The 17717-nt window shown below is 41.4% G+C and carries 10 protein-coding genes, 20 tRNA genes and 3 rRNA genes; 4 read left to right on the top strand and 29 right to left on the bottom strand.

What is annotated here, in order from left to right; translation table 11 throughout:
• Positions 1–18 precede the first annotated feature (18 nt).
• The 26 genes from AC3IS5_RS04185 to AC3IS5_RS04060 form a co-directional block, all read right to left on the bottom strand.
• Positions 19–1221 carry an MFS transporter gene (locus AC3IS5_RS04185; RefSeq protein ID WP_489426679.1) on the bottom strand — a complete coding sequence of 401 codons (1203 nt, stop codon included), beginning with the start codon at positions 1219–1221 and terminating at the stop codon, positions 19–21.
• A 226-nt stretch (positions 1222–1447) separates the two neighbouring features.
• Positions 1448–1939 (bottom strand): TraR/DksA C4-type zinc finger protein, encoded by a 492-nt coding sequence (locus AC3IS5_RS04180; RefSeq protein WP_489426678.1) that lies wholly within the window; start codon positions 1937–1939, stop codon positions 1448–1450.
• An 89-nt stretch (positions 1940–2028) separates the two neighbouring features.
• Positions 2029–2793 (bottom strand): MerR family transcriptional regulator, encoded by a 765-nt coding sequence (locus AC3IS5_RS04175; protein ID WP_489426677.1) that lies wholly within the window; start codon positions 2791–2793, stop codon positions 2029–2031.
• 270 nt (positions 2794–3063) lie between these two features.
• Positions 3064–3135 (bottom strand) — tRNA-Glu (locus tag AC3IS5_RS04170).
• Positions 3136–3139: 4 nt separating this feature from the next.
• Positions 3140–3230: transfer RNA gene (locus tag AC3IS5_RS04165), tRNA-Ser, on the bottom strand.
• Between the two features lie 5 nt (positions 3231–3235).
• A tRNA-Asn gene (locus AC3IS5_RS04160) sits at positions 3236–3310 on the bottom strand.
• Positions 3311–3320: 10 nt separating this feature from the next.
• Positions 3321–3397, bottom strand: a tRNA-Ile gene (locus AC3IS5_RS04155).
• A gap of 7 nt (positions 3398–3404) precedes the next feature.
• Positions 3405–3478: transfer RNA gene (locus AC3IS5_RS04150), tRNA-Gly, on the bottom strand.
• A gap of 4 nt (positions 3479–3482) precedes the next feature.
• A tRNA-Phe gene (locus tag AC3IS5_RS04145) sits at positions 3483–3558 on the bottom strand.
• Positions 3559–3587: 29 nt separating this feature from the next.
• Positions 3588–3664 (bottom strand) — tRNA-Asp (locus AC3IS5_RS04140).
• A 3-nt stretch (positions 3665–3667) separates the two neighbouring features.
• Positions 3668–3744, bottom strand: a tRNA-Met gene (locus AC3IS5_RS04135).
• A 32-nt stretch (positions 3745–3776) separates the two neighbouring features.
• Positions 3777–3869, bottom strand: a tRNA-Ser gene (locus tag AC3IS5_RS04130).
• Positions 3870–3891: 22 nt separating this feature from the next.
• A tRNA-Ile gene (locus tag AC3IS5_RS04125) sits at positions 3892–3968 on the bottom strand.
• Positions 3969–3984: 16 nt separating this feature from the next.
• Positions 3985–4058, bottom strand: a tRNA-Met gene (locus AC3IS5_RS04120).
• 27 nt (positions 4059–4085) lie between these two features.
• Positions 4086–4161, bottom strand: a tRNA-Ala gene (locus AC3IS5_RS04115).
• 18 nt (positions 4162–4179) lie between these two features.
• Positions 4180–4256, bottom strand: a tRNA-Pro gene (locus AC3IS5_RS04110).
• A 4-nt stretch (positions 4257–4260) separates the two neighbouring features.
• Positions 4261–4337: transfer RNA gene (locus tag AC3IS5_RS04105), tRNA-Arg, on the bottom strand.
• 29 nt (positions 4338–4366) lie between these two features.
• Positions 4367–4455 (bottom strand) — tRNA-Leu (locus tag AC3IS5_RS04100).
• 6 nt (positions 4456–4461) lie between these two features.
• Positions 4462–4536 (bottom strand) — tRNA-Gly (locus AC3IS5_RS04095).
• A gap of 25 nt (positions 4537–4561) precedes the next feature.
• Positions 4562–4646, bottom strand: a tRNA-Leu gene (locus AC3IS5_RS04090).
• A gap of 19 nt (positions 4647–4665) precedes the next feature.
• A tRNA-Lys gene (locus tag AC3IS5_RS04085) sits at positions 4666–4741 on the bottom strand.
• A gap of 12 nt (positions 4742–4753) precedes the next feature.
• Positions 4754–4829: transfer RNA gene (locus tag AC3IS5_RS04080), tRNA-Thr, on the bottom strand.
• An 18-nt stretch (positions 4830–4847) separates the two neighbouring features.
• Positions 4848–4923 (bottom strand) — tRNA-Val (locus tag AC3IS5_RS04075).
• Between the two features lie 9 nt (positions 4924–4932).
• Positions 4933–5048: ribosomal RNA gene (gene rrf / locus AC3IS5_RS04070) — 5S ribosomal RNA — on the bottom strand.
• 135 nt (positions 5049–5183) lie between these two features.
• Positions 5184–8113 (bottom strand): 23S ribosomal RNA (locus AC3IS5_RS04065).
• 184 nt (positions 8114–8297) lie between these two features.
• A 16S ribosomal RNA gene (locus AC3IS5_RS04060) occupies positions 8298–9850 on the bottom strand.
• Together the 16S, 23S and 5S rRNA genes with 20 tRNA genes alongside form the textbook arrangement of a ribosomal RNA operon.
• A gap of 1217 nt (positions 9851–11067) precedes the next feature.
• On the opposite strand from AC3IS5_RS04060, the gene AC3IS5_RS04055 reads away from it, so the two are divergent.
• The 4 genes from AC3IS5_RS04055 (at position 11068) to AC3IS5_RS04040 (ending at position 13363) form a co-directional block, all read left to right on the top strand.
• Positions 11068–11790: an MgtC/SapB family protein gene (locus AC3IS5_RS04055; protein WP_489426676.1), complete on the top strand. Its 723-nt coding sequence runs from the start codon at positions 11068–11070 to the stop codon at positions 11788–11790.
• Between the two features lie 12 nt (positions 11791–11802).
• The gene (locus AC3IS5_RS04050; RefSeq protein ID WP_489426675.1) at positions 11803–12783 is read left to right on the top strand and encodes a cation diffusion facilitator family transporter; all 981 of its coding nucleotides are present in this window, start codon (positions 11803–11805) and stop codon (positions 12781–12783) included.
• Positions 12784–12874: 91 nt separating this feature from the next.
• The gene (locus AC3IS5_RS04045; RefSeq protein ID WP_489426674.1) at positions 12875–13069 is read left to right on the top strand and encodes a hypothetical protein; all 195 of its coding nucleotides are present in this window, start codon (positions 12875–12877) and stop codon (positions 13067–13069) included.
• Positions 13070–13126: 57 nt separating this feature from the next.
• Entirely contained in the window at positions 13127–13363 is a 237-nt protein-coding gene (locus tag AC3IS5_RS04040; protein ID WP_489426673.1) for a DUF378 domain-containing protein, read from the top strand.
• Positions 13364–13432: 69 nt separating this feature from the next.
• Here the strand turns inward: AC3IS5_RS04040 and AC3IS5_RS04035 are convergent, their stop codons facing one another.
• From AC3IS5_RS04035 to pruA, 3 genes are all read right to left on the bottom strand, one after another.
• A complete protein-coding gene (locus AC3IS5_RS04035) occupies positions 13433–14677 on the bottom strand; it encodes a Glu/Leu/Phe/Val family dehydrogenase (protein ID WP_038188476.1) in 1245 nt (414 codons plus the stop codon).
• Positions 14678–14769: 92 nt separating this feature from the next.
• Positions 14770–15963 (bottom strand): ornithine--oxo-acid transaminase, encoded by a 1194-nt coding sequence (locus AC3IS5_RS04030; protein ID WP_489426672.1) that lies wholly within the window; start codon positions 15961–15963, stop codon positions 14770–14772.
• Positions 15964–16088: 125 nt separating this feature from the next.
• Complete coding sequence (gene pruA, locus AC3IS5_RS04025) at positions 16089–17633, bottom strand: L-glutamate gamma-semialdehyde dehydrogenase (RefSeq protein ID WP_489426671.1); 1545 nt, start codon at positions 17631–17633, stop codon at positions 16089–16091.
• Positions 17634–17717 lie beyond the last annotated feature (84 nt).

The following is a 17717-nucleotide window of genomic DNA, read 5'->3' as shown; positions in this document are numbered from 1 at the left end:
TGCACATATTATACATGGTTACGATGTTTCAGCATAATATCGCTTGTTTGATTTTTGAAATACTTGTGTGCACAATATAACCGACAGTAGCACTGCTATTGCCGAAAACCCTACAGCCACCATTTGTAAAGAAAACCATTCAGCTAGAGCACCGATAATAAAAGTAAATGAAATTTGTAAAATACTTAAGAACATTGCTGTAACACTACCAAACCGCCCCATAATTTCTGTTGGCACATTTTTTTGATAGAAAGTATCATATCCTGAGTTGGCGAATGACATAAAGAACCCTAAAAAGATAAATGCTGCAGTAGCTGTCCAAAACCCTACCGAGCTGTAAAATAATAAATAGCCAACTGTTGTCATCAACATACCTACCGCAAAGTACGTTTGTAATGATATTTTTTTCACCAACATTGCTGATATAGATGCTCCAATAATCGAGCCTATGCCCGTAATACTAACGATTATTCCATACATTTGATTAGATAATCCTAAGTTCTGTTTAATAAATGTCACCTCTTGTGAATCTAGAGAAAAAGCAATCATTAAAGCAACTTGGAATAATAAATATACTTTTATAAAATGATGGTCTTGTTTTATATATGACTTAACAACCTGCCAATCTGCTAACATCATTTTTAATGTAATTGGTTCCCGCTTTAATATTGTTTCATCTTCAATATTTGGTAACAAGTAAATACAAATCGCACAACAAAAGAATGTAACTGCGTTAATCACGACACATATCGTTGTACCAACTGTTGCAATTAGTATACCTGCAAGCGCTGGGCCGATTAAAAACGAACCTGAATTCATCATACTCATGATTGAATTGAATCGTCGTCGATCGGTTTCCTTTACAAATTTCGTAATATAAAAAGTAGAGCTGGGCCCAAAAAAGGAGCCGGCCATATTTGCAACAAATATTATGGTATAAATAATCCAAATCGACCCCATAAAAGGCACAAGTAGCACTAGTAAACCTCTAACCACATCAGACAATATCATTAATCTTCTCTTATTCTGCCTATCAATAATGGAGCCGGCAAAGAAATTCGTTAGTAACTTTGCAACAGGGCCTACAATATAAATACCTGCAACTGCTACTGCTGATTTGGTCATATCAAGAACCAATACATTCAACGCGATTATGTAAATCCAATTTCCAAAAAACGATACGCCGATTCCACTAAGTAATAAAGAGTATTTTTCCCACATCTTTATTTTCACCCCTTATTTATCAATCGGTTGATGAAACTGTAATTAAACCTATAAATACTCTATATACAATAAAATCTATATATTTCCATTTTACTATTATGTACACTTAACATGTATATAATTTTCTGAATAATTCATCAAAGAGCTTTCTAACTTCATATAATTGTCATTAATATTGAGCACAACAAAAATGGAACTGTATCTTCACAGTCCCATTTTTGCTTTATTCTATTTGGTCGCTAGGTGAATCTGAGGAACCGTATGCTTCTACTTCTAGAAAACTGTCCTCATTATCAACAATCGATCTTTCATCCAGTATAGGTCGCTCTGTTGAAGCATTTAATATTTCTTCCTCAACAGGTCTGTCAGTAGGTACCTTATCATCTGGTACATGTTCAACACATGTAAGTGCTGTTGGAATAGCCTCTAATCGACCAAATGGAATGTCTTCTCCACATTCGCTACATTTTCCATACGTACCATCATCAATAGCTCGCAACGCAGCCTCAAGTTTTTCAATTTGCTGTTCATTATGTTCGCCTATCGCCATTTCTGTCACTTGGTCTGTTAAATCAGTTGCTTGATCTGCAGGATGGTTGTCATAATTGGATAACTCTGTTGACTCTAGGGGCTCATGTGTATATTTTCTTCCCTGCAACACAAATAACTCTTGTATCATTTGATTTTTTAAATTTTGATATTTTGTGTTCGTCATTTTATTCCTCCATTAATATAACCTATTTATTATTATTTCCTATATTTTTTAAATCAAACATAAAAAAGAGTACTGCTTTTTGCAGTACTCTAATTGTTCATTCCAGTATAGATTAATATAGCATCTCTTAAAAGTTGCGCTGTACCAGTTTGCTCTTTGTCATAATAGCTCGTGAAACGTTCATCTGCCAGATACATTTCTGCAAGTCCTGCATGTGCTTCTTTGCTATACTTTGGCCAATAATACATTAACCATCGCTTATGTGTTTCAGCAGCACGCTGAGCAACATCACTATCAGCTTGACCAGTTTCCATTGCTCGCTTTAATAAACTCATCACTTCTTGCTCTAATGCTTGCACTTCTTCATATTGCTGTTCGGTCATTTTTCGCACTTTATTATTTGAAGAATCAACTGTAGCTTCTCCGTAATTTTGTCGTATCTCTTGGCCATATTGTTTTTCATTATCTAAAATCAAATTTTCCTTTAAACCTTCAAACTTTTCTTCGTTTGACATTTGAATTCCTCCATTCATAGCACTAATCGTTTTAGTTACTGTTGTTATCATGACATCTAATTGTTGGCGTTTCTCCATTAATGCCTTATAATGCTCCATTAAGGCATTCTTATAGTCAAAATTCTCGACTGTTATGATCTCTTTAATGACTTCTAACTTAAATCCTAATTCACGATAAAATAATATTTGCTGTAACAAATCAATCTCTTCTTGCCCATAAATACGATAACCTGAAGAATTTACACGTGCAGGTTTTAACAAGCCAATATCATCATAATAACGCAATGTTCTTGAACTAACTCCTGACAGCTGAGCAAGTTTTTGAATCGTCATTTCCATCTCTTTTCACCTCCATGTTTCTACTATATAGTTTGACGTAACGTTAAGGTCAACAGTATATAATATAAAAAATCTAAGTACCGCAAACAGCCCTTACTTAGTATGTTACTTCATATATTTATGATGATTTTTATCTTGCCTAATTATAAAGAACTCTTTTTCATAATCTGCAAAAATTGCTTTAACTCATTAAAAATACGCCTTTTCAATTTACTTTCCAAACGCAAAAAAACCATTAGAATCAAATATGATTCTAATGGTTTTTTAGTATGACCCCTACGGGATTCGAACCCGTGTTACCGCCGTGAAAGGGCGGTGTCTTAACCGCTTGACCAAGGGGCCTATATGGCGGAGAAGGAGGGATTTGAACCCTCGCGCCGCTTACGCGACCTACACCCTTAGCAGGGGCGCCTCTTCAGCCACTTGAGTACTTCCCCATATATGGCTCCGAAGGTAGGACTCGAACCTACGACCGTCCGGTTAACAGCCGGATGCTCTACCACTGAGCTACTTCGGAAAAATTTTAATGGTGGGCCTAAATGGACTCGAACCATCGACCTCACGCTTATCAGGCGTGCGCTCTAACCAGCTGAGCTATAGGCCCATAAAATTGGAGCGGGTGAAGAGAATCGAACTCTCGACAACAGCTTGGAAGGCTGTGGTTTTACCACTAAACTACACCCGCATCATGGTGGGTCAGGACGGAATCGAACCGCCGACACTTAGAGCTTCAATCTAATGCTCTACCAACTGAGCTACTGACCCATGATGATTAATACAATATTTTTAAAAAATGGCGGTCCGGACGGGACTCGAACCCGCGACCTCCTGCGTGACAGGCAGGCATTCTAACCAACTGAACTACCGGACCATTTGGTTGCGGGGACAGGATTTGAACCTGTGACCTTCGGGTTATGAGCCCGACGAGCTACCGAACTGCTCCACCCCGCGATAATGATATTATGAAATTAACTTTTTAAAAATGGAGGAGGAAGAGGGATTCGAACCCCCGCGCGGTATGACCCGCCTGTCGGTTTTCAAGACCGATCCCTTCAGCCAGACTTGGGTATTCCTCCAAAAAATATAACGTTGTGTAGATGGTGGACCTTGCAGGACTCGAACCTGCGACCGGACGGTTATGAGCCGTCTGCTCTAACCAACTGAGCTAAAGGTCCTTTAGTTTGGTTAGTATGGCGGCAGAGGGGATCGAACCCCCGACCTCACGGGTATGAACCGTACGCTCTAGCCAGCTGAGCTACGCCGCCATGATGGTATTAAATTTAGCAATAAATTGGTGGAGCCTAGCGGGATCGAACCGCTGACCTCCTGCGTGCAAGGCAGGCGCTCTCCCAGCTGAGCTAAGGCCCCATAGGGTTAAAGTATTAATGGTCGGGAAGACAGGATTCGAACCTGCGACCCCTTGGTCCCAAACCAAGTGCTCTACCAAGCTGAGCTACTTCCCGTTAATGGCGCGCCCGGCAGAAGTCGAATCCACAACCTTCTGATCCGTAGTCAGACGCTCTATCCAATTGAGCTACGGGCGCATTTATATCACTTGTATTATATTAAAAGTTGGTGCCGAGGACCGGAATCGAACCGGTACGGTAGTCACCTACCGCAGGATTTTAAGTCCTGTGCGTCTGCCAGTTCCGCCACCCCGGCATATTTTGGAGCGGAAGACGAGGTTCGAACTCGCGACCCCCACCTTGGCAAGGTGGTGTTCTACCACTGAACTACTTCCGCAATATGCTGATAAACTTAAAAATTATGGTGCGGGTGAAGGGAGTCGAACCCCCACGCCTTGCGGCGCTAGATCCTAAGTCTAGTGCGTCTGCCAGTTCCGCCACACCCGCATATAATGTTTTTTAAAAATGGTGAGCCATGTAGGATTCGAACCTACGACCCTCTGATTAAAAGTCAGATGCTCTACCAACTGAGCTAATGGCTCATATGAAATGAATGGTGCCGGCGAAAGGAGTCGAACCCTCGACCTACTGATTACAAGTCAGTTGCTCTACCAACTGAGCTACACCGGCATTGTTTATTAAAAATAATGGTGGAGGATGACGGGATCGAACCGCCGACCCCCTGCTTGTAAGGCAGGTGCTCTCCCAGCTGAGCTAATCCTCCATATTGTTCGCCTAGCAACGTCCTACTCTCACAGGGGGAAACCCCCAACTACCATCGGCGCTAAAGAGCTTAACTTCCGTGTTCGGCATGGGAACGGGTGTGACCTCTTTGCTATCGTCACTAGACTATTTTCTTAAGGACAAGAATTATTATAACATCTTTTTTAAAGTTTAGCAAGTGTTTTTTTTGCTATTTTAGAAAAGTTTTTTTCTTATTCTCTCAAAACTGGATAAATTACATTGAAGTTTGTTAAGTAAAATTTGGTTAAGTCCTCGATCTATTAGTATTCGTCAGCTCCGTATGTCGCCACACTTCCACCTCGAACCTATCTACCTCATCGTCTTTGAGGGATCTTACTTACTTGCGTAATGGGAAATCTCATCTTGAGGGGGGCTTCATGCTTAGATGCTTTCAGCACTTATCCCGTCCACACATAGCTACCCAGCGATGCCCTTGGCAGAACAACTGGTACACCAGCGGTGTGTCCATCCCGGTCCTCTCGTACTAAGGACAGCTCCTCTCAAATTTCCTACGCCCACGACGGATAGGGACCGAACTGTCTCACGACGTTCTGAACCCAGCTCGCGTACCGCTTTAATGGGCGAACAGCCCAACCCTTGGGACCGACTACAGCCCCAGGATGCGATGAGCCGACATCGAGGTGCCAAACCTCCCCGTCGATGTGGACTCTTGGGGGAGATAAGCCTGTTATCCCCGGGGTAGCTTTTATCCGTTGAGCGATGGCCCTTCCATGCGGAACCACCGGATCACTAAGCCCGTCTTTCGACCCTGCTCGACTTGTAGGTCTCGCAGTCAAGCTCCCTTATGCCTTTACACTCTACGAATGATTTCCAACCATTCTGAGGGAACCTTTGGGCGCCTCCGTTACTCTTTAGGAGGCGACCGCCCCAGTCAAACTGCCCGCCTGACACTGTCTCCTACCCCGCTAAGGGGCATGGGTTAGAAGTTCAATACATCTAGGGTAGTATCCCACCAACGCCTCCTCCGAAGCTGGCGCTCCGGAATCTCTGGCTCCTACCTATCCTGTACAAGATGTATCAAAATTCAATATCAGGCTACAGTAAAGCTCCACGGGGTCTTTCCGTCCTGTCGCGGGTAACCTGCATCTTCACAGGTACTATAATTTCACCGAGTCTCTCGTTGAGACAGTGCCCAGATCGTTACGCCTTTCGTGCGGGTCGGAACTTACCCGACAAGGAATTTCGCTACCTTAGGACCGTTATAGTTACGGCCGCCGTTTACTGGGGCTTCAATTCGCACCTTCGCTTGCGCTAAGCACTCCTCTTAACCTTCCAGCACCGGGCAGGCGTCAGCCCCTATACGTCACCTTACGGTTTTGCAGAGACCTGTGTTTTTGCTAAACAGTCGCCTGGGCCTATTCACTGCGGCTCTCTCGGGCTTTCACCCTACTAGAGCACCCCTTCTCCCGAAGTTACGGGGTCATTTTGCCGAGTTCCTTAACGAGAGTTCTCTCGCACACCTTAGGATTCTCTCCTCGACTACCTGTGTCGGTTTGCGGTACGGGCACCTTTTACCTCGCTAGAGGCTTTTCTTGGCAGTGTGAAATCAGGAACTCCGGACATACGTCCTCGTCATCACAGCTCAACGTTATAGAAATGGGATTTGCCTCATTTCACGCCTCACTGCTTGAACATGCATAACCAACAGCATGCTTACCCTATCCTACTGCGTCCCCCCATTGCTCAAATGGTAAATAGGTGGTACAGGAATATCAACCTGTTGTCCATCGCCTACGCCTATCGGCCTCGGCTTAGGTCCCGACTAACCCTGAGCGGACGAGCCTTCCTCAGGAAACCTTAGTCATTCGGTGGACGGGATTCTCACCCGTCTTTCGCTACTCATACCGGCATTCTCACTTCTAAGCGCTCCACCAGTCCTTCCGGTCTGACTTCACAGCACTTAGAACGCTCTCCTACCACGGACATCTAAGATGTCCATCCACAGCTTCGGTGAATTGTTTAGCCCCGATACATTTTCGGCGCAGCGTCACTCGACCAGTGAGCTATTACGCACTCTTTAAATGATGGCTGCTTCTGAGCCAACATCCTGGTTGTCTAAGCAACGTCACATCCTTTTCCACTTAACAATTACTTTGGGACCTTAGCTGGTGGTCTGGGCTGTTTCCCTTTTGACTACGGATCTTATCACTCGCAGTCTGACTCCCGTGCATAAATCACTGGCATTCGGAGTTTGTCTGAATTCGGTAATCCGGGATGGACCCCTAGTTCAAACAGTGCTCTACCTCCAGGATTCTCTATCACGAGGCTAGCCCTAAAGCTATTTCGGAGAGAACCAGCTATCTCCAGGTTCGATTGGAATTTCTCCGCTACCCACACCTCATCCCCGCACTTTTCAACGTACGTGGGTTCGGGCCTCCAGTAAGTGTTACCTTACCTTCACCCTGGACATGGGTAGATCACCTGGTTTCGGGTCTACAACCACATACTCATTCGCCCTATTCAGACTCGCTTTCGCTACGGCTCCGTCTTCTAAAACTTAACCTCGCATGTAATCGTAACTCGCCGGTTCATTCTACAAAAGGCACGCTATCACCCATTAACGGGCTCTAACTACTTGTAGGCACATGGTTTCAGGATCTATTTCACTCCCCTTCCGGGGTGCTTTTCACCTTTCCCTCACGGTACTGGTTCACTATCGGTCACTAGGTAGTATTTAGCCTTGGGAGATGGTCCTCCCAGATTCCGACGGAATTTCACGTGTTCCGCCGTACTCAGGATACACTCAAGAGAGAATGAACTTTCAACTACAGGGCTGTTACCTGCTCTGGCGGGCCTTTCCAGACCGCTTCATTTAACTCATTCCTTTGTAACTCCATATAGAGTGTCCTACAACCCCAAGAGGCAAGCCTCTTAGTTTGGGCTATTCCCGTTTCGCTCGCCGCTACTCAGGGAATCGATTTTTCTTTCTCTTCCTCCAGGTACTTAGATGTTTCAGTTCCCTGGGTCTGCCATCAAGACGCTATGTATTCACGTCAAGATACTGCTCCATTACGAACAGTGGGTTCCCCCATTCGGAAATCTCCGGATCAAAGCTCACTTACAGCTCCCCGAAGCATATCGGTGTTAGTGCCGTCCTTCTTCGGCTCCTAGTGCCAAGGCATCCGCCATGCGCCCTTAATAACTTAACCTAAAAGTTAGTTATTAAGCCTAAAAAACTTAATAATAAAAAATGTGTTACTTAATTTGCTTCAATGTCGTTTTATCCAGTTTTCAAAGAACAAGGTTTTGAAGATCATTTTACAATGAGCCTTCAAAACTGAACGCAAGACGTTAATCGACAGATCCAAGATCTGTTTCCGTAATTATCCTTAGAAAGGAGGTGATCCAGCCGCACCTTCCGATACGGCTACCTTGTTACGACTTCACCCCAATCATCTATCCCACCTTCGGCGGCTGGCTCCATAAAGGTTACCTCACCGACTTCGGGTGTTACAAACTCTCGTGGTGTGACGGGCGGTGTGTACAAGGCCCGGGAACGTATTCACCGTGGCATGCTGATCCACGATTACTAGCGATTCCGGCTTCATGTAGGCGAGTTGCAGCCTACAATCCGAACTGAGAACGATTTTATGAGATTAGCATACCCTCGCGAGTTAGCGACTCTTTGTATCGTCCATTGTAGCACGTGTGTAGCCCAGGTCATAAGGGGCATGATGATTTGACGTCATCCCCACCTTCCTCCGGTTTGTCACCGGCAGTCACCTTAGAGTGCCCAACTTAATGATGGCAACTAAGATCAAGGGTTGCGCTCGTTGCGGGACTTAACCCAACATCTCACGACACGAGCTGACGACAACCATGCACCACCTGTCACCAATGTCCCCGAAGGGAAAACTCTATCTCTAGAGCGGTCATTGGGATGTCAAGACCTGGTAAGGTTCTTCGCGTTGCTTCGAATTAAACCACATGCTCCACCGCTTGTGCGGGCCCCCGTCAATTCCTTTGAGTTTCAACCTTGCGGCCGTACTCCCCAGGCGGAGTGCTTAATGCGTTAGCTGCAGCACTAAGGGGCGGAAACCCCCTAACACTTAGCACTCATCGTTTACGGCGTGGACTACCAGGGTATCTAATCCTGTTTGCTCCCCACGCTTTCGCGCCTCAGTGTCAGTTACAGACCAGAAAGTCGCCTTCGCCACTGGTGTTCCTCCAAATCTCTACGCATTTCACCGCTACACTTGGAATTCCACTTTCCTCTTCTGCACTCAAGTCTCCCAGTTTCCAATGACCCTCCACGGTTGAGCCGTGGGCTTTCACATCAGACTTAAGAAACCACCTGCGCGCGCTTTACGCCCAATAAATCCGGACAACGCTTGCCACCTACGTATTACCGCGGCTGCTGGCACGTAGTTAGCCGTGGCTTTCTAATAAGGTACCGTCAAGGTACGTTCAGTTACTAACGTACTTGTTCTTCCCTTACAACAGAGTTTTACAATCCGAAAACCTTCATCACTCACGCGGCGTTGCTCCATCAGACTTTCGTCCATTGTGGAAGATTCCCTACTGCTGCCTCCCGTAGGAGTTTGGGCCGTGTCTCAGTCCCAATGTGGCCGATCACCCTCTCAGGTCGGCTATGCATCGTTGCCTTGGTAGGCCGTTACCCCACCAACTAGCTAATGCACCGCGGGCCCATCTAGTAGTGACAGCCGAAACCGCCTTTCAGCATTTTGCCATGTGACAAAATGGATTATTCGGTATTAGCCCCGGTTTCCCGGAGTTATCCCAATCTACTAGGTAGGTTGCCCACGTGTTACTCACCCGTCCGCCGCTAAATCAGAAGAAGCAAGCTTCTTCATCATTCGCTCGACTTGCATGTATTAGGCACGCCGCCAGCGTTCGTCCTGAGCCAGGATCAAACTCTCCATAAAAGTAGTTTGAAAGCTCATTAGCTTTGCTAGCGTATCATCCGAAGATGATATCTATTTTTGTTTTGATCCACCAACTAAGTTGATGTCCAAAAACATTTATTGATTAACGTCTTGCATGTTCAGTTTTCAAGGTTCATTTTGTTGCCGTTTCATAAGCGACTTCAATATCTTATCATCATCTGTTTTCTTTGTCAAATACTTTTTTGAAAAAGTTTTTTAAGATGTTGTATTCATATTTTGTAGCACGTCTTAACGACATTTATTACTATACAATATCTTATTTTAAAAATCAACAGTTTTTTTAAAATAACTTTATAATTTTTTTCATTAGTTTCATATAGCATAATACAATCACGTTACCTATTGAATGTACTTTATAATTTCTGCCCCAATTGTTTCAAATAGATCTGCTATTGAAGTCACTTTCATACTCACCTATTATAAAGACTCATAAAAAAGATTATACCCTACCAAATTGGGTACAATAACTAATATAGCAAAGTAACACGAATCAATTAAAGATGGTCAATATGATTCCTCTTATATAAGAAGATAGGCGAATAAAGTAATCGTACTAGCCAACTTTGTATATGTAACATTTGGCGAATACCTTTCTCGAATTATAAATACCCAGTTGAAATGTACAACCCCCAATGCAAGTAAATCATCAAAAAACGCTTCTTACTTTTAAATCTTCATTCTCCACTTATTAATACATAATCTACCATTACAATACACTCGAATAATTGAGTTTTAGAATAATGTTTTTCTTTATAGAAAAATTACATTCCTAATAAAACAAAAGTCATTACTGTTGAACTTGCTACAGAGATGTAACTTAATTATCCATAGCGTAGACTGGATTGAAACACTCTAATTACATCCATACTTCTTTTTTATCGGGGTATTTCATGCTTATATTTCATAAATAATGGTGAAGAAATAAATAAACTCTAAAAAGCATTCGATAAAAGTTATGAAGCTGTAATCTGTACGACCTTCAAGCGTAACATAAGTAGTAGGGACAGAAATTAGGATGACACCGAAAAAAATCGGAATGTATAAATCATTATTAGTTTTTTCAACGAGTAATAATTTCTATAAAATGTAAATCCCTCGTATACATAGTGTACAATACGAATACTAGATGTTCCTATATTTGAATTGAGTAGATGATGTTCGAAATAAGGAAAAGGAAATAAAGGAGGAATACTAATTTGAATTTCTTACTTGATAACTCTTTAACTCATGAAATGTTTATTAAATTAATTGTTGCAGCTACATTGAGTTTAGTAATCGGCATTGAAAGGGAGTTGAAAAGAAAGCCTGTTGGATTGAAAACAAGTTTAGTTATTGCTACATTTAGCTGTTTATTAACAATCATTTCTATAGAATCAGTTTATAATGCTAAACCGGTACCAGGTATAAATGTCACAATGGATCCTCTCCGCTTAGCGGCTCAAATAGTAAGTGGCATTGGTTTTTTAGGTGCTGGGGTCATTTTACGTAGAGGTAATGATAATATAAGTGGCTTAACAACTGCAGCTATGATTTGGGGTGCAGCAGGAATTGGCATCGCTGTTGGGGCTGGATTTTATGGGCAAGCTATTATCGCTGTTGTTATTGTTATGCTTGGTGTAGAAGTCCTTGCACCTATTTTTATGAAATTTGGACCAAAGCGTCTTCGTATGCGTGAAGTATCTCTGAAAATAGGCGTCAAAGATATACAACATATCAATGATATATTACTATTTTTGCAGAAGAATGATATGGATGTAGATAATATGCGTATTAAAGATATTCGTCTAGAGAATAATGAATATAAGCATGAAGTTGATTTACGTTTTTCATCTCTTCCCAAAAAAGATACTATTTCATTATATAACAGTATCCGCGAGCAATCTTATATAGAAGAAATTGAAATTGAAATCCTGTCTTAGAGGAGGCATTGTATGGGTAATGTTTGGAGCTTATTAAAGAAAGGAAATAAACCCTCGCTATTAGCGGCTTTAGTCAATTTGTTTTTAGGAGTGTTAAAAGGAGTCGCTTTCTTCTTTACAGGAAACGTTGCAATGTTTGCAGAAATGATGCATTCATTGGGTGATTCCGCCAATCAATTCTTTGTTTTTATAGGATCTGCTTTATCTAAAAAAGCACCTACTCGACAATTCCCAAAAGGTTTTGGGCGTGTTGTTAACTTAGTGTGTTTAGGCGCTGTTCTTATAGTAGGAATATTATCTTACGAAACAATTAAAGAAGGCTGGCATCAAATTACTCACCCTGCTACTTCGAATGGGATGTGGATCAGTTTAAGTGTTTTAGCAATTGGCATTATATTAGAGGGTGTTGTATTAATGAAAGCCGCGAAAGAAATTCTTCATGAGTCTAATGAGTCAGCTACTATCTTTTCGGTCCTACCGAAAGCCTTTACCCATTTAAACCGAGCAAAACCTGCAACAAAACTTGTCTTTATGGAAGATTTAGTAGCAACTTTAGGTGGCGTTTTAGCTTTTATAGCTGTCATAATTGCGCACTTCACTGGATTCTTGCAAGCAGAAGGTATTGCTTCAATTCTAATTGGTCTCATGATGTTCTACGTAGTTGGTGTGATATTTTTAGAAAATGCTCGTGGAGTAATTGGTGAAACGGATGAAGAAATGCTAAACCATATCGCACATTTATTATGGGAAGATAAAAATGTTCGCGATATACAAAAGTTAGAGGTGGTAAAGGAAGGTGAGTTTTTACACGTAGAGGTTCTTGCTGAAATAGATCCTACTCTCACTTTTGCTGAGGCTGATGATATTCGGGACCACTTGATGAAGATTTTATTATCACAAACTAAAGTTTCAAAAGTGACTATTGCCTTCGACGAAGATGATGGTATTACAAATTGGAATCACATTGATGATCACCCAAATAATATGAAGTAAAAGAAAAGATCGGGACGCATTGTTACCCGCGCTTTAGTAACGTGCCTCCCTTTTATACTTAACCAATTGAAAAGAGTGATTTATTCGCCAGATGAATGACAGATTAGTTTTACTTGGTGATTATATTGAGCGAGGACCTGATTCTGCTGATGTGTTAAATTTAGTCATGAAATTACAGCAAAACGGGGCGGATGTTTTAGTTGGCAATCACGAAAGTTTAGCCGTTTTCGGCGGTCAATTGAATTGTTTAGAGCTACCTAGTAAGAGCATTTACTTTATTAATTAAAAACTCGTATGATTTCTGACTTCACAACACACTCTAGCTATTAGAGGAGGTGTTATAATGAGCGTTATACAAAGAACGGCCTTATTTGTCACTATTATCGGTGCTTTAAATTGGGGTGTTATTGGCTTATTTCAATTTGATGTTGTCGCCAGTCTTTTTGGTGGACAAGCTAGTGTGGTATCGAGAATCATCTATACTATTGTAGGAATTGCTGGTCTAGTGAATTTGTGGATACTCTTTAGACCATCAGAAGAGATAGAGCGTTCAGAACCTCAAATTGCTCGTACAATGTAATAATCAATATGCACAAAAAAACCCCAAGAACATTAACATGCCCTTGGGGTTTACTTTTCAATTTAGCTATTATACCCAACCTCTGAAGCGTGAAGCCTCAGCAGTTTTACGTACACCTACCATATAGGCTGCTAAACGCATATCGATACCACGCGTTGTTGCAACTGTATAGACATTATCAAATGCATCAACCATTTTCTTAAGAAGTTTTTCATTTACTTCCTCTTCTGACCAGTAATAGCCTTGGTTGTTTTGAACCCATTCAAAGTAAGAAACTGTAACGCCCCCAGCACTTGCTAATACGTCTGGTACTAGTAGAATGCCACGGTCATTTAAAATTTTAGTCGCTTCTGAAGTTGTAGGGCCATTTGCTGCTTCTACTACAATACTTGCACGTATGTTATGTGCATTGTCAGCAGTAATTTGATTTTCAATTGCAGCAGGAACTAAAATATCGCAATCTAGTTCAAGTAATTCTTTATTAGAGATTGTATTTTCAAAAAGAGTTGTAACAGTACCAAAACTGTCACGACGATCTAGTAAATAATCAATGTCCAGACCTTCTGGATCATGCAAAGCTCCGTGAGCATCAGAGATACCAATAACTTTAGCACCTAAATCACTCATGAATTTAGCTAGGAAACTACCTGCGTTACCAAATCCTTGGATAACAACACGTGCACCTTTAATGTCAATATTACGACGTTTAGCTGCTTCTTCAATCACAATTGTAACACCTTGTGCAGTTGCGCGGTCACGACCTTGTGAACCACCTAAAACAATAGGTTTACCTGTGATGAAACCTGGAGAGTTGAATTCATCAATACGACTGTATTCATCCATCATCCATGCCATGATTTGTGAGTTCGTGAAAACGTCTGGAGCAGGAATATCTTTTGTTGGTCCAACGAATTGGCTAATAGCACGAACGTAGCCACGACTAAGTCTTTCAATTTCCCCCATAGACATTTGACGTGGATCACAGATGATACCACCTTTACCACCGCCATAAGGTAAATCAACAATACCTGCTTTTAAAGTCATCCACATTGAAAGCGCTTTAACTTCATCTTCAGAAACTTGCGGATGGAAGCGCACGCCACCTTTTGTAGGACCTACTGCATCATTATGTTGTGCACGGTAGCCTGTGAATACTTTCACTTTGCCATCATCCATTTTAATTGGTATACGTACTTCTAGCATACGTAGTGGCTCTTTTAAAAGTTCATACATTCCCTCATCGTAGCCTAGCTTGTGAAGAGCTTCGTGAATAACCGCCTGTGTTGATGTAAACAGGTTAAGATTTTCTGCCATTTGATTTTCTCGCCTCTTTATTCATAATGTTTTTTTACTGTATATCGCAAACATTGTAACATAGTTCCAGTGATTGTGGGATATATTTCAGCTTATTTTGTAAAGACTTTTTTGATTTTTTCAATTGCCCAATCTAATTCTTCTTTTGAAATAATTAGAGGTGGTGCAAAACGAATCACTGTATCATGTGTCTCTTTACATAATAAACCTAGTGTCATCAACTTCTCACAGTATGGACGTGCTAATTCATTTAACTCCATTCCAATGAATAAACCACGACCTCTGACTTCTTTTATCGCATCATTATCAATTTTCTTTAACTCATCCATGAAATAATTTCCTAGCTCTAATGAACGTTCAGCAAGCTTTTCTTCTTTTAACACATTTAATGCTGCAATCGAAACAGCACATGCAATTGGATTACCGCCAAAAGTAGAACCGTGTGAACCTGGATTGTAGACACCTAAAATCTCTTTACTAGCGACAACACATGAAATTGGGAAAACTCCCCCACCTAAAGCTTTACCTAAAATGTACATGTCAGGATTTACATCTTCCCACTCACATGCAAACATTTTCCCTGTACGAGCTAAACCTGCTTGAATTTCATCAGCGATAAATAATACGTTATTTTCACGACATAAATCTCGTGCTGCTTTTAAATAACCTGCTGGCGGAATAACAATACCTGCTTCCCCCTGAATCGGTTCAACTAAAAAAGCAGCAGTATTTGGTGTAATAGCTGCTTTTAAAGCATCTAAATCACCGTAATCTACTAATTTAATACCAGGTAACATTGGTCCGAAACCTCTTTTATACTCTGCTTCTGAAGACAGAGATACTGCAGTCATTGTACGACCATGGAAGTTCCCATTACATGCTATGATTTCTGCTTGCCCCGCTGCTACACCTTTTACATCGTAAGCCCAACGTCTCGCTGCTTTAAATGCAGTTTCTACAGCTTCTGCACCTGTATTCATAGGTAATGCCATTTCTTTTCCAGTTACTTCACAAACTAACTCATACCATGGCCCAAGTTGATCACTATGGAAAGCACGAGATGTTAATGTCACACGATCTGCTTGATCTTTTAATGCTTGAATGATTTTTGGATGGCGATGTCCTTGGTTTACTGCAGAATAAGCTGAAAGCATATCCATAAATTTATTTCCTTCTGGATCCTTTACCCATACTCCCTCTGCTTCTGAAATAACGATTGGCAGTGGCAAATAGTTTGGTGCACCAAATGTTTCTGTTTGCTTAATAATCTCATGTGTCTTTGTCATTATATTTCCCCCTAAAATATAAACGTAGGCTTTCTAACGTTCACTATTTTCGTTATTGAAGACAGACAGATGTAATATTGTCTGCCTTTGTGTTTTTTCATTAAATACTTTGTGATACAGACTAATTAAAGTGTCTCTGAAGTTGTTTTTGCTTGCATATGCAATTGTAAATAATCCGGTCCGCCTGCTTTAGAATCTGTTCCAGACATGTTAAAGCCTCCGAATGGTTGGTAACCTACGATTGCTCCTGTGCAACCACGGTTAAAGTATAAATTCCCTACATGGAAATCTTCGCGTGCTTTTTCTTGATTCATACGATTTTTTGTAATGACTGCACCTGTTAATCCATATTCAGTATTATTTGCAATAGCTAATGCTTCATCGAAGTCTTTAGCTTTTGCTATAGCCACTACTGGCCCGAATATTTCTTCCTTCATCACACGTGCTTCTGGAGTCACATCAACAATTACTGTTGGATTTACGAAGAATCCTTTTGAATTATCTGCAGTGCCTCCGGCAACAATTCGGCCTTCTTCTTTACCAATTTCAATGTAGCTAGTAATTTTTTCGAATGCAGCAGCATCGATTACTGGTCCAGTGAAGTTTGATAAATCTGTTGGGTCTCCAACTGATAAGCCTTTTGTCAATTCTTCAACACGAGATACTACTTCATCGTAAACATCTTCTACAATGACAGCTCTTGAACATGCTGAACATTTTTGACCGCTAAAGCCAAATGCTGATTTTACGATTGATTGTGCAGCAAGTTCTAAATCTGCTTCTTTATCAACAACAATAGTATCTTTACCGCCCATTTCAGCGATGACACGTTTCAGCCAAATTTGACCTTCATTTAATTTTGAAGCGCGTTCGTTAATACGTAAGCCCACATCACGAGAACCAGTGAAACTAATGAAGCGTGTTTTCGGATGATCTACTAAATAGTCTCCTACTTCTGCCCCTGAGCCTGGAATGTAGTTAACAACGCCTGCTGGTAAGCCAGCTTCTTCAAGAATTTCTACGAATTTATAAGCAACTACTGGCGTTGTAGATGCTGGTTTTAAAAGTACTGTATTCCCTGTTACTACAGCAGCTACTGTTGTGCCTGCCATAATTGCGAATGGGAAGTTCCAAGGTGAAATGACTACACCTACTCCTAATGGAATATAGTCGTAACGGTTGAATTCGCCCGGGCGACTTTCAACTGGTTGACCGTCTTTTAGTCGTAACATTTGTCGACCGTAATATTCTAAGAAGTCGATTGCTTCTGCTGTATCAGCATCAGCCTCATTCCAAGGTTTACCTGCTTCTTTTGTTAAAAGCGCAGAAATCTCATGCTTACGGCGACGAATAATCGCTGCAGCTTTAAATAATACATCTGCACGAATTTCAGGTTTTACTTTCTTCCATGTATGAAAAGCTTCATCTGCTACTTGCATCGCTTTCTCAGCTAATTCTTTGTTAGCTTTTGAAACTGAGCCGATAACTTCTTCTTTATTTGCCGGATTATATGAAATGATTTGATCATTCGTTGTAATACGTTCTCCACCGATAATTAACGGATATTCTTCCCCAAGATATCCTTCCACCTTTTTTAAAGCCTCTAAATACGCTGTGTTGTTCTCTTCTTTAGAGAAATCTGTAAATGGTTCATGTTTGTACGGAATCATTTGTAATCCTCCCTTGTGATGTTAGTGCAAAAAAAATTTGCATTTATAAATTGTTTACACTTATAATAATGCAAAAGATTGTTG

This window comes from Viridibacillus sp. KH_047 (genome assembly GCF_057838945.1).
The sequence above is the reverse complement of the archived record's forward strand: the minus strand, read 5'-3'. Positions and strand labels throughout refer to the sequence as shown.

Excerpts from the sequence above, each read along its gene's own strand:
- AC3IS5_RS04185 (WP_489426679.1), bottom strand. The coding sequence starts at position 1,221 with ATGTGGGAAAAATACTCTTTATTACTTAGTGGAATCGGCGTATCGTTT.
- AC3IS5_RS04180 (WP_489426678.1), bottom strand. The coding sequence starts at position 1,939 with ATGACGAACACAAAATATCAAAATTTAAAAAATCAAATGATACAAGAG.
- AC3IS5_RS04175 (WP_489426677.1), bottom strand. The coding sequence starts at position 2,793 with ATGGAAATGACGATTCAAAAACTTGCTCAGCTGTCAGGAGTTAGTTCA.
- AC3IS5_RS04050 (WP_489426675.1), top strand. The coding sequence starts at position 11,803 with ATGGGTAATGTTTGGAGCTTATTAAAGAAAGGAAATAAACCCTCGCTA.
- AC3IS5_RS04045 (WP_489426674.1), top strand. The coding sequence starts at position 12,875 with ATGAATGACAGATTAGTTTTACTTGGTGATTATATTGAGCGAGGACCT.
- AC3IS5_RS04040 (WP_489426673.1), top strand. The coding sequence starts at position 13,127 with ATGAGCGTTATACAAAGAACGGCCTTATTTGTCACTATTATCGGTGCT.
- AC3IS5_RS04035 (WP_038188476.1), bottom strand. The coding sequence starts at position 14,677 with ATGGCAGAAAATCTTAACCTGTTTACATCAACACAGGCGGTTATTCAC.
- AC3IS5_RS04030 (WP_489426672.1), bottom strand. The coding sequence starts at position 15,963 with ATGACAAAGACACATGAGATTATTAAGCAAACAGAAACATTTGGTGCA.
- pruA (WP_489426671.1), bottom strand. The coding sequence starts at position 17,633 with ATGATTCCGTACAAACATGAACCATTTACAGATTTCTCTAAAGAAGAG.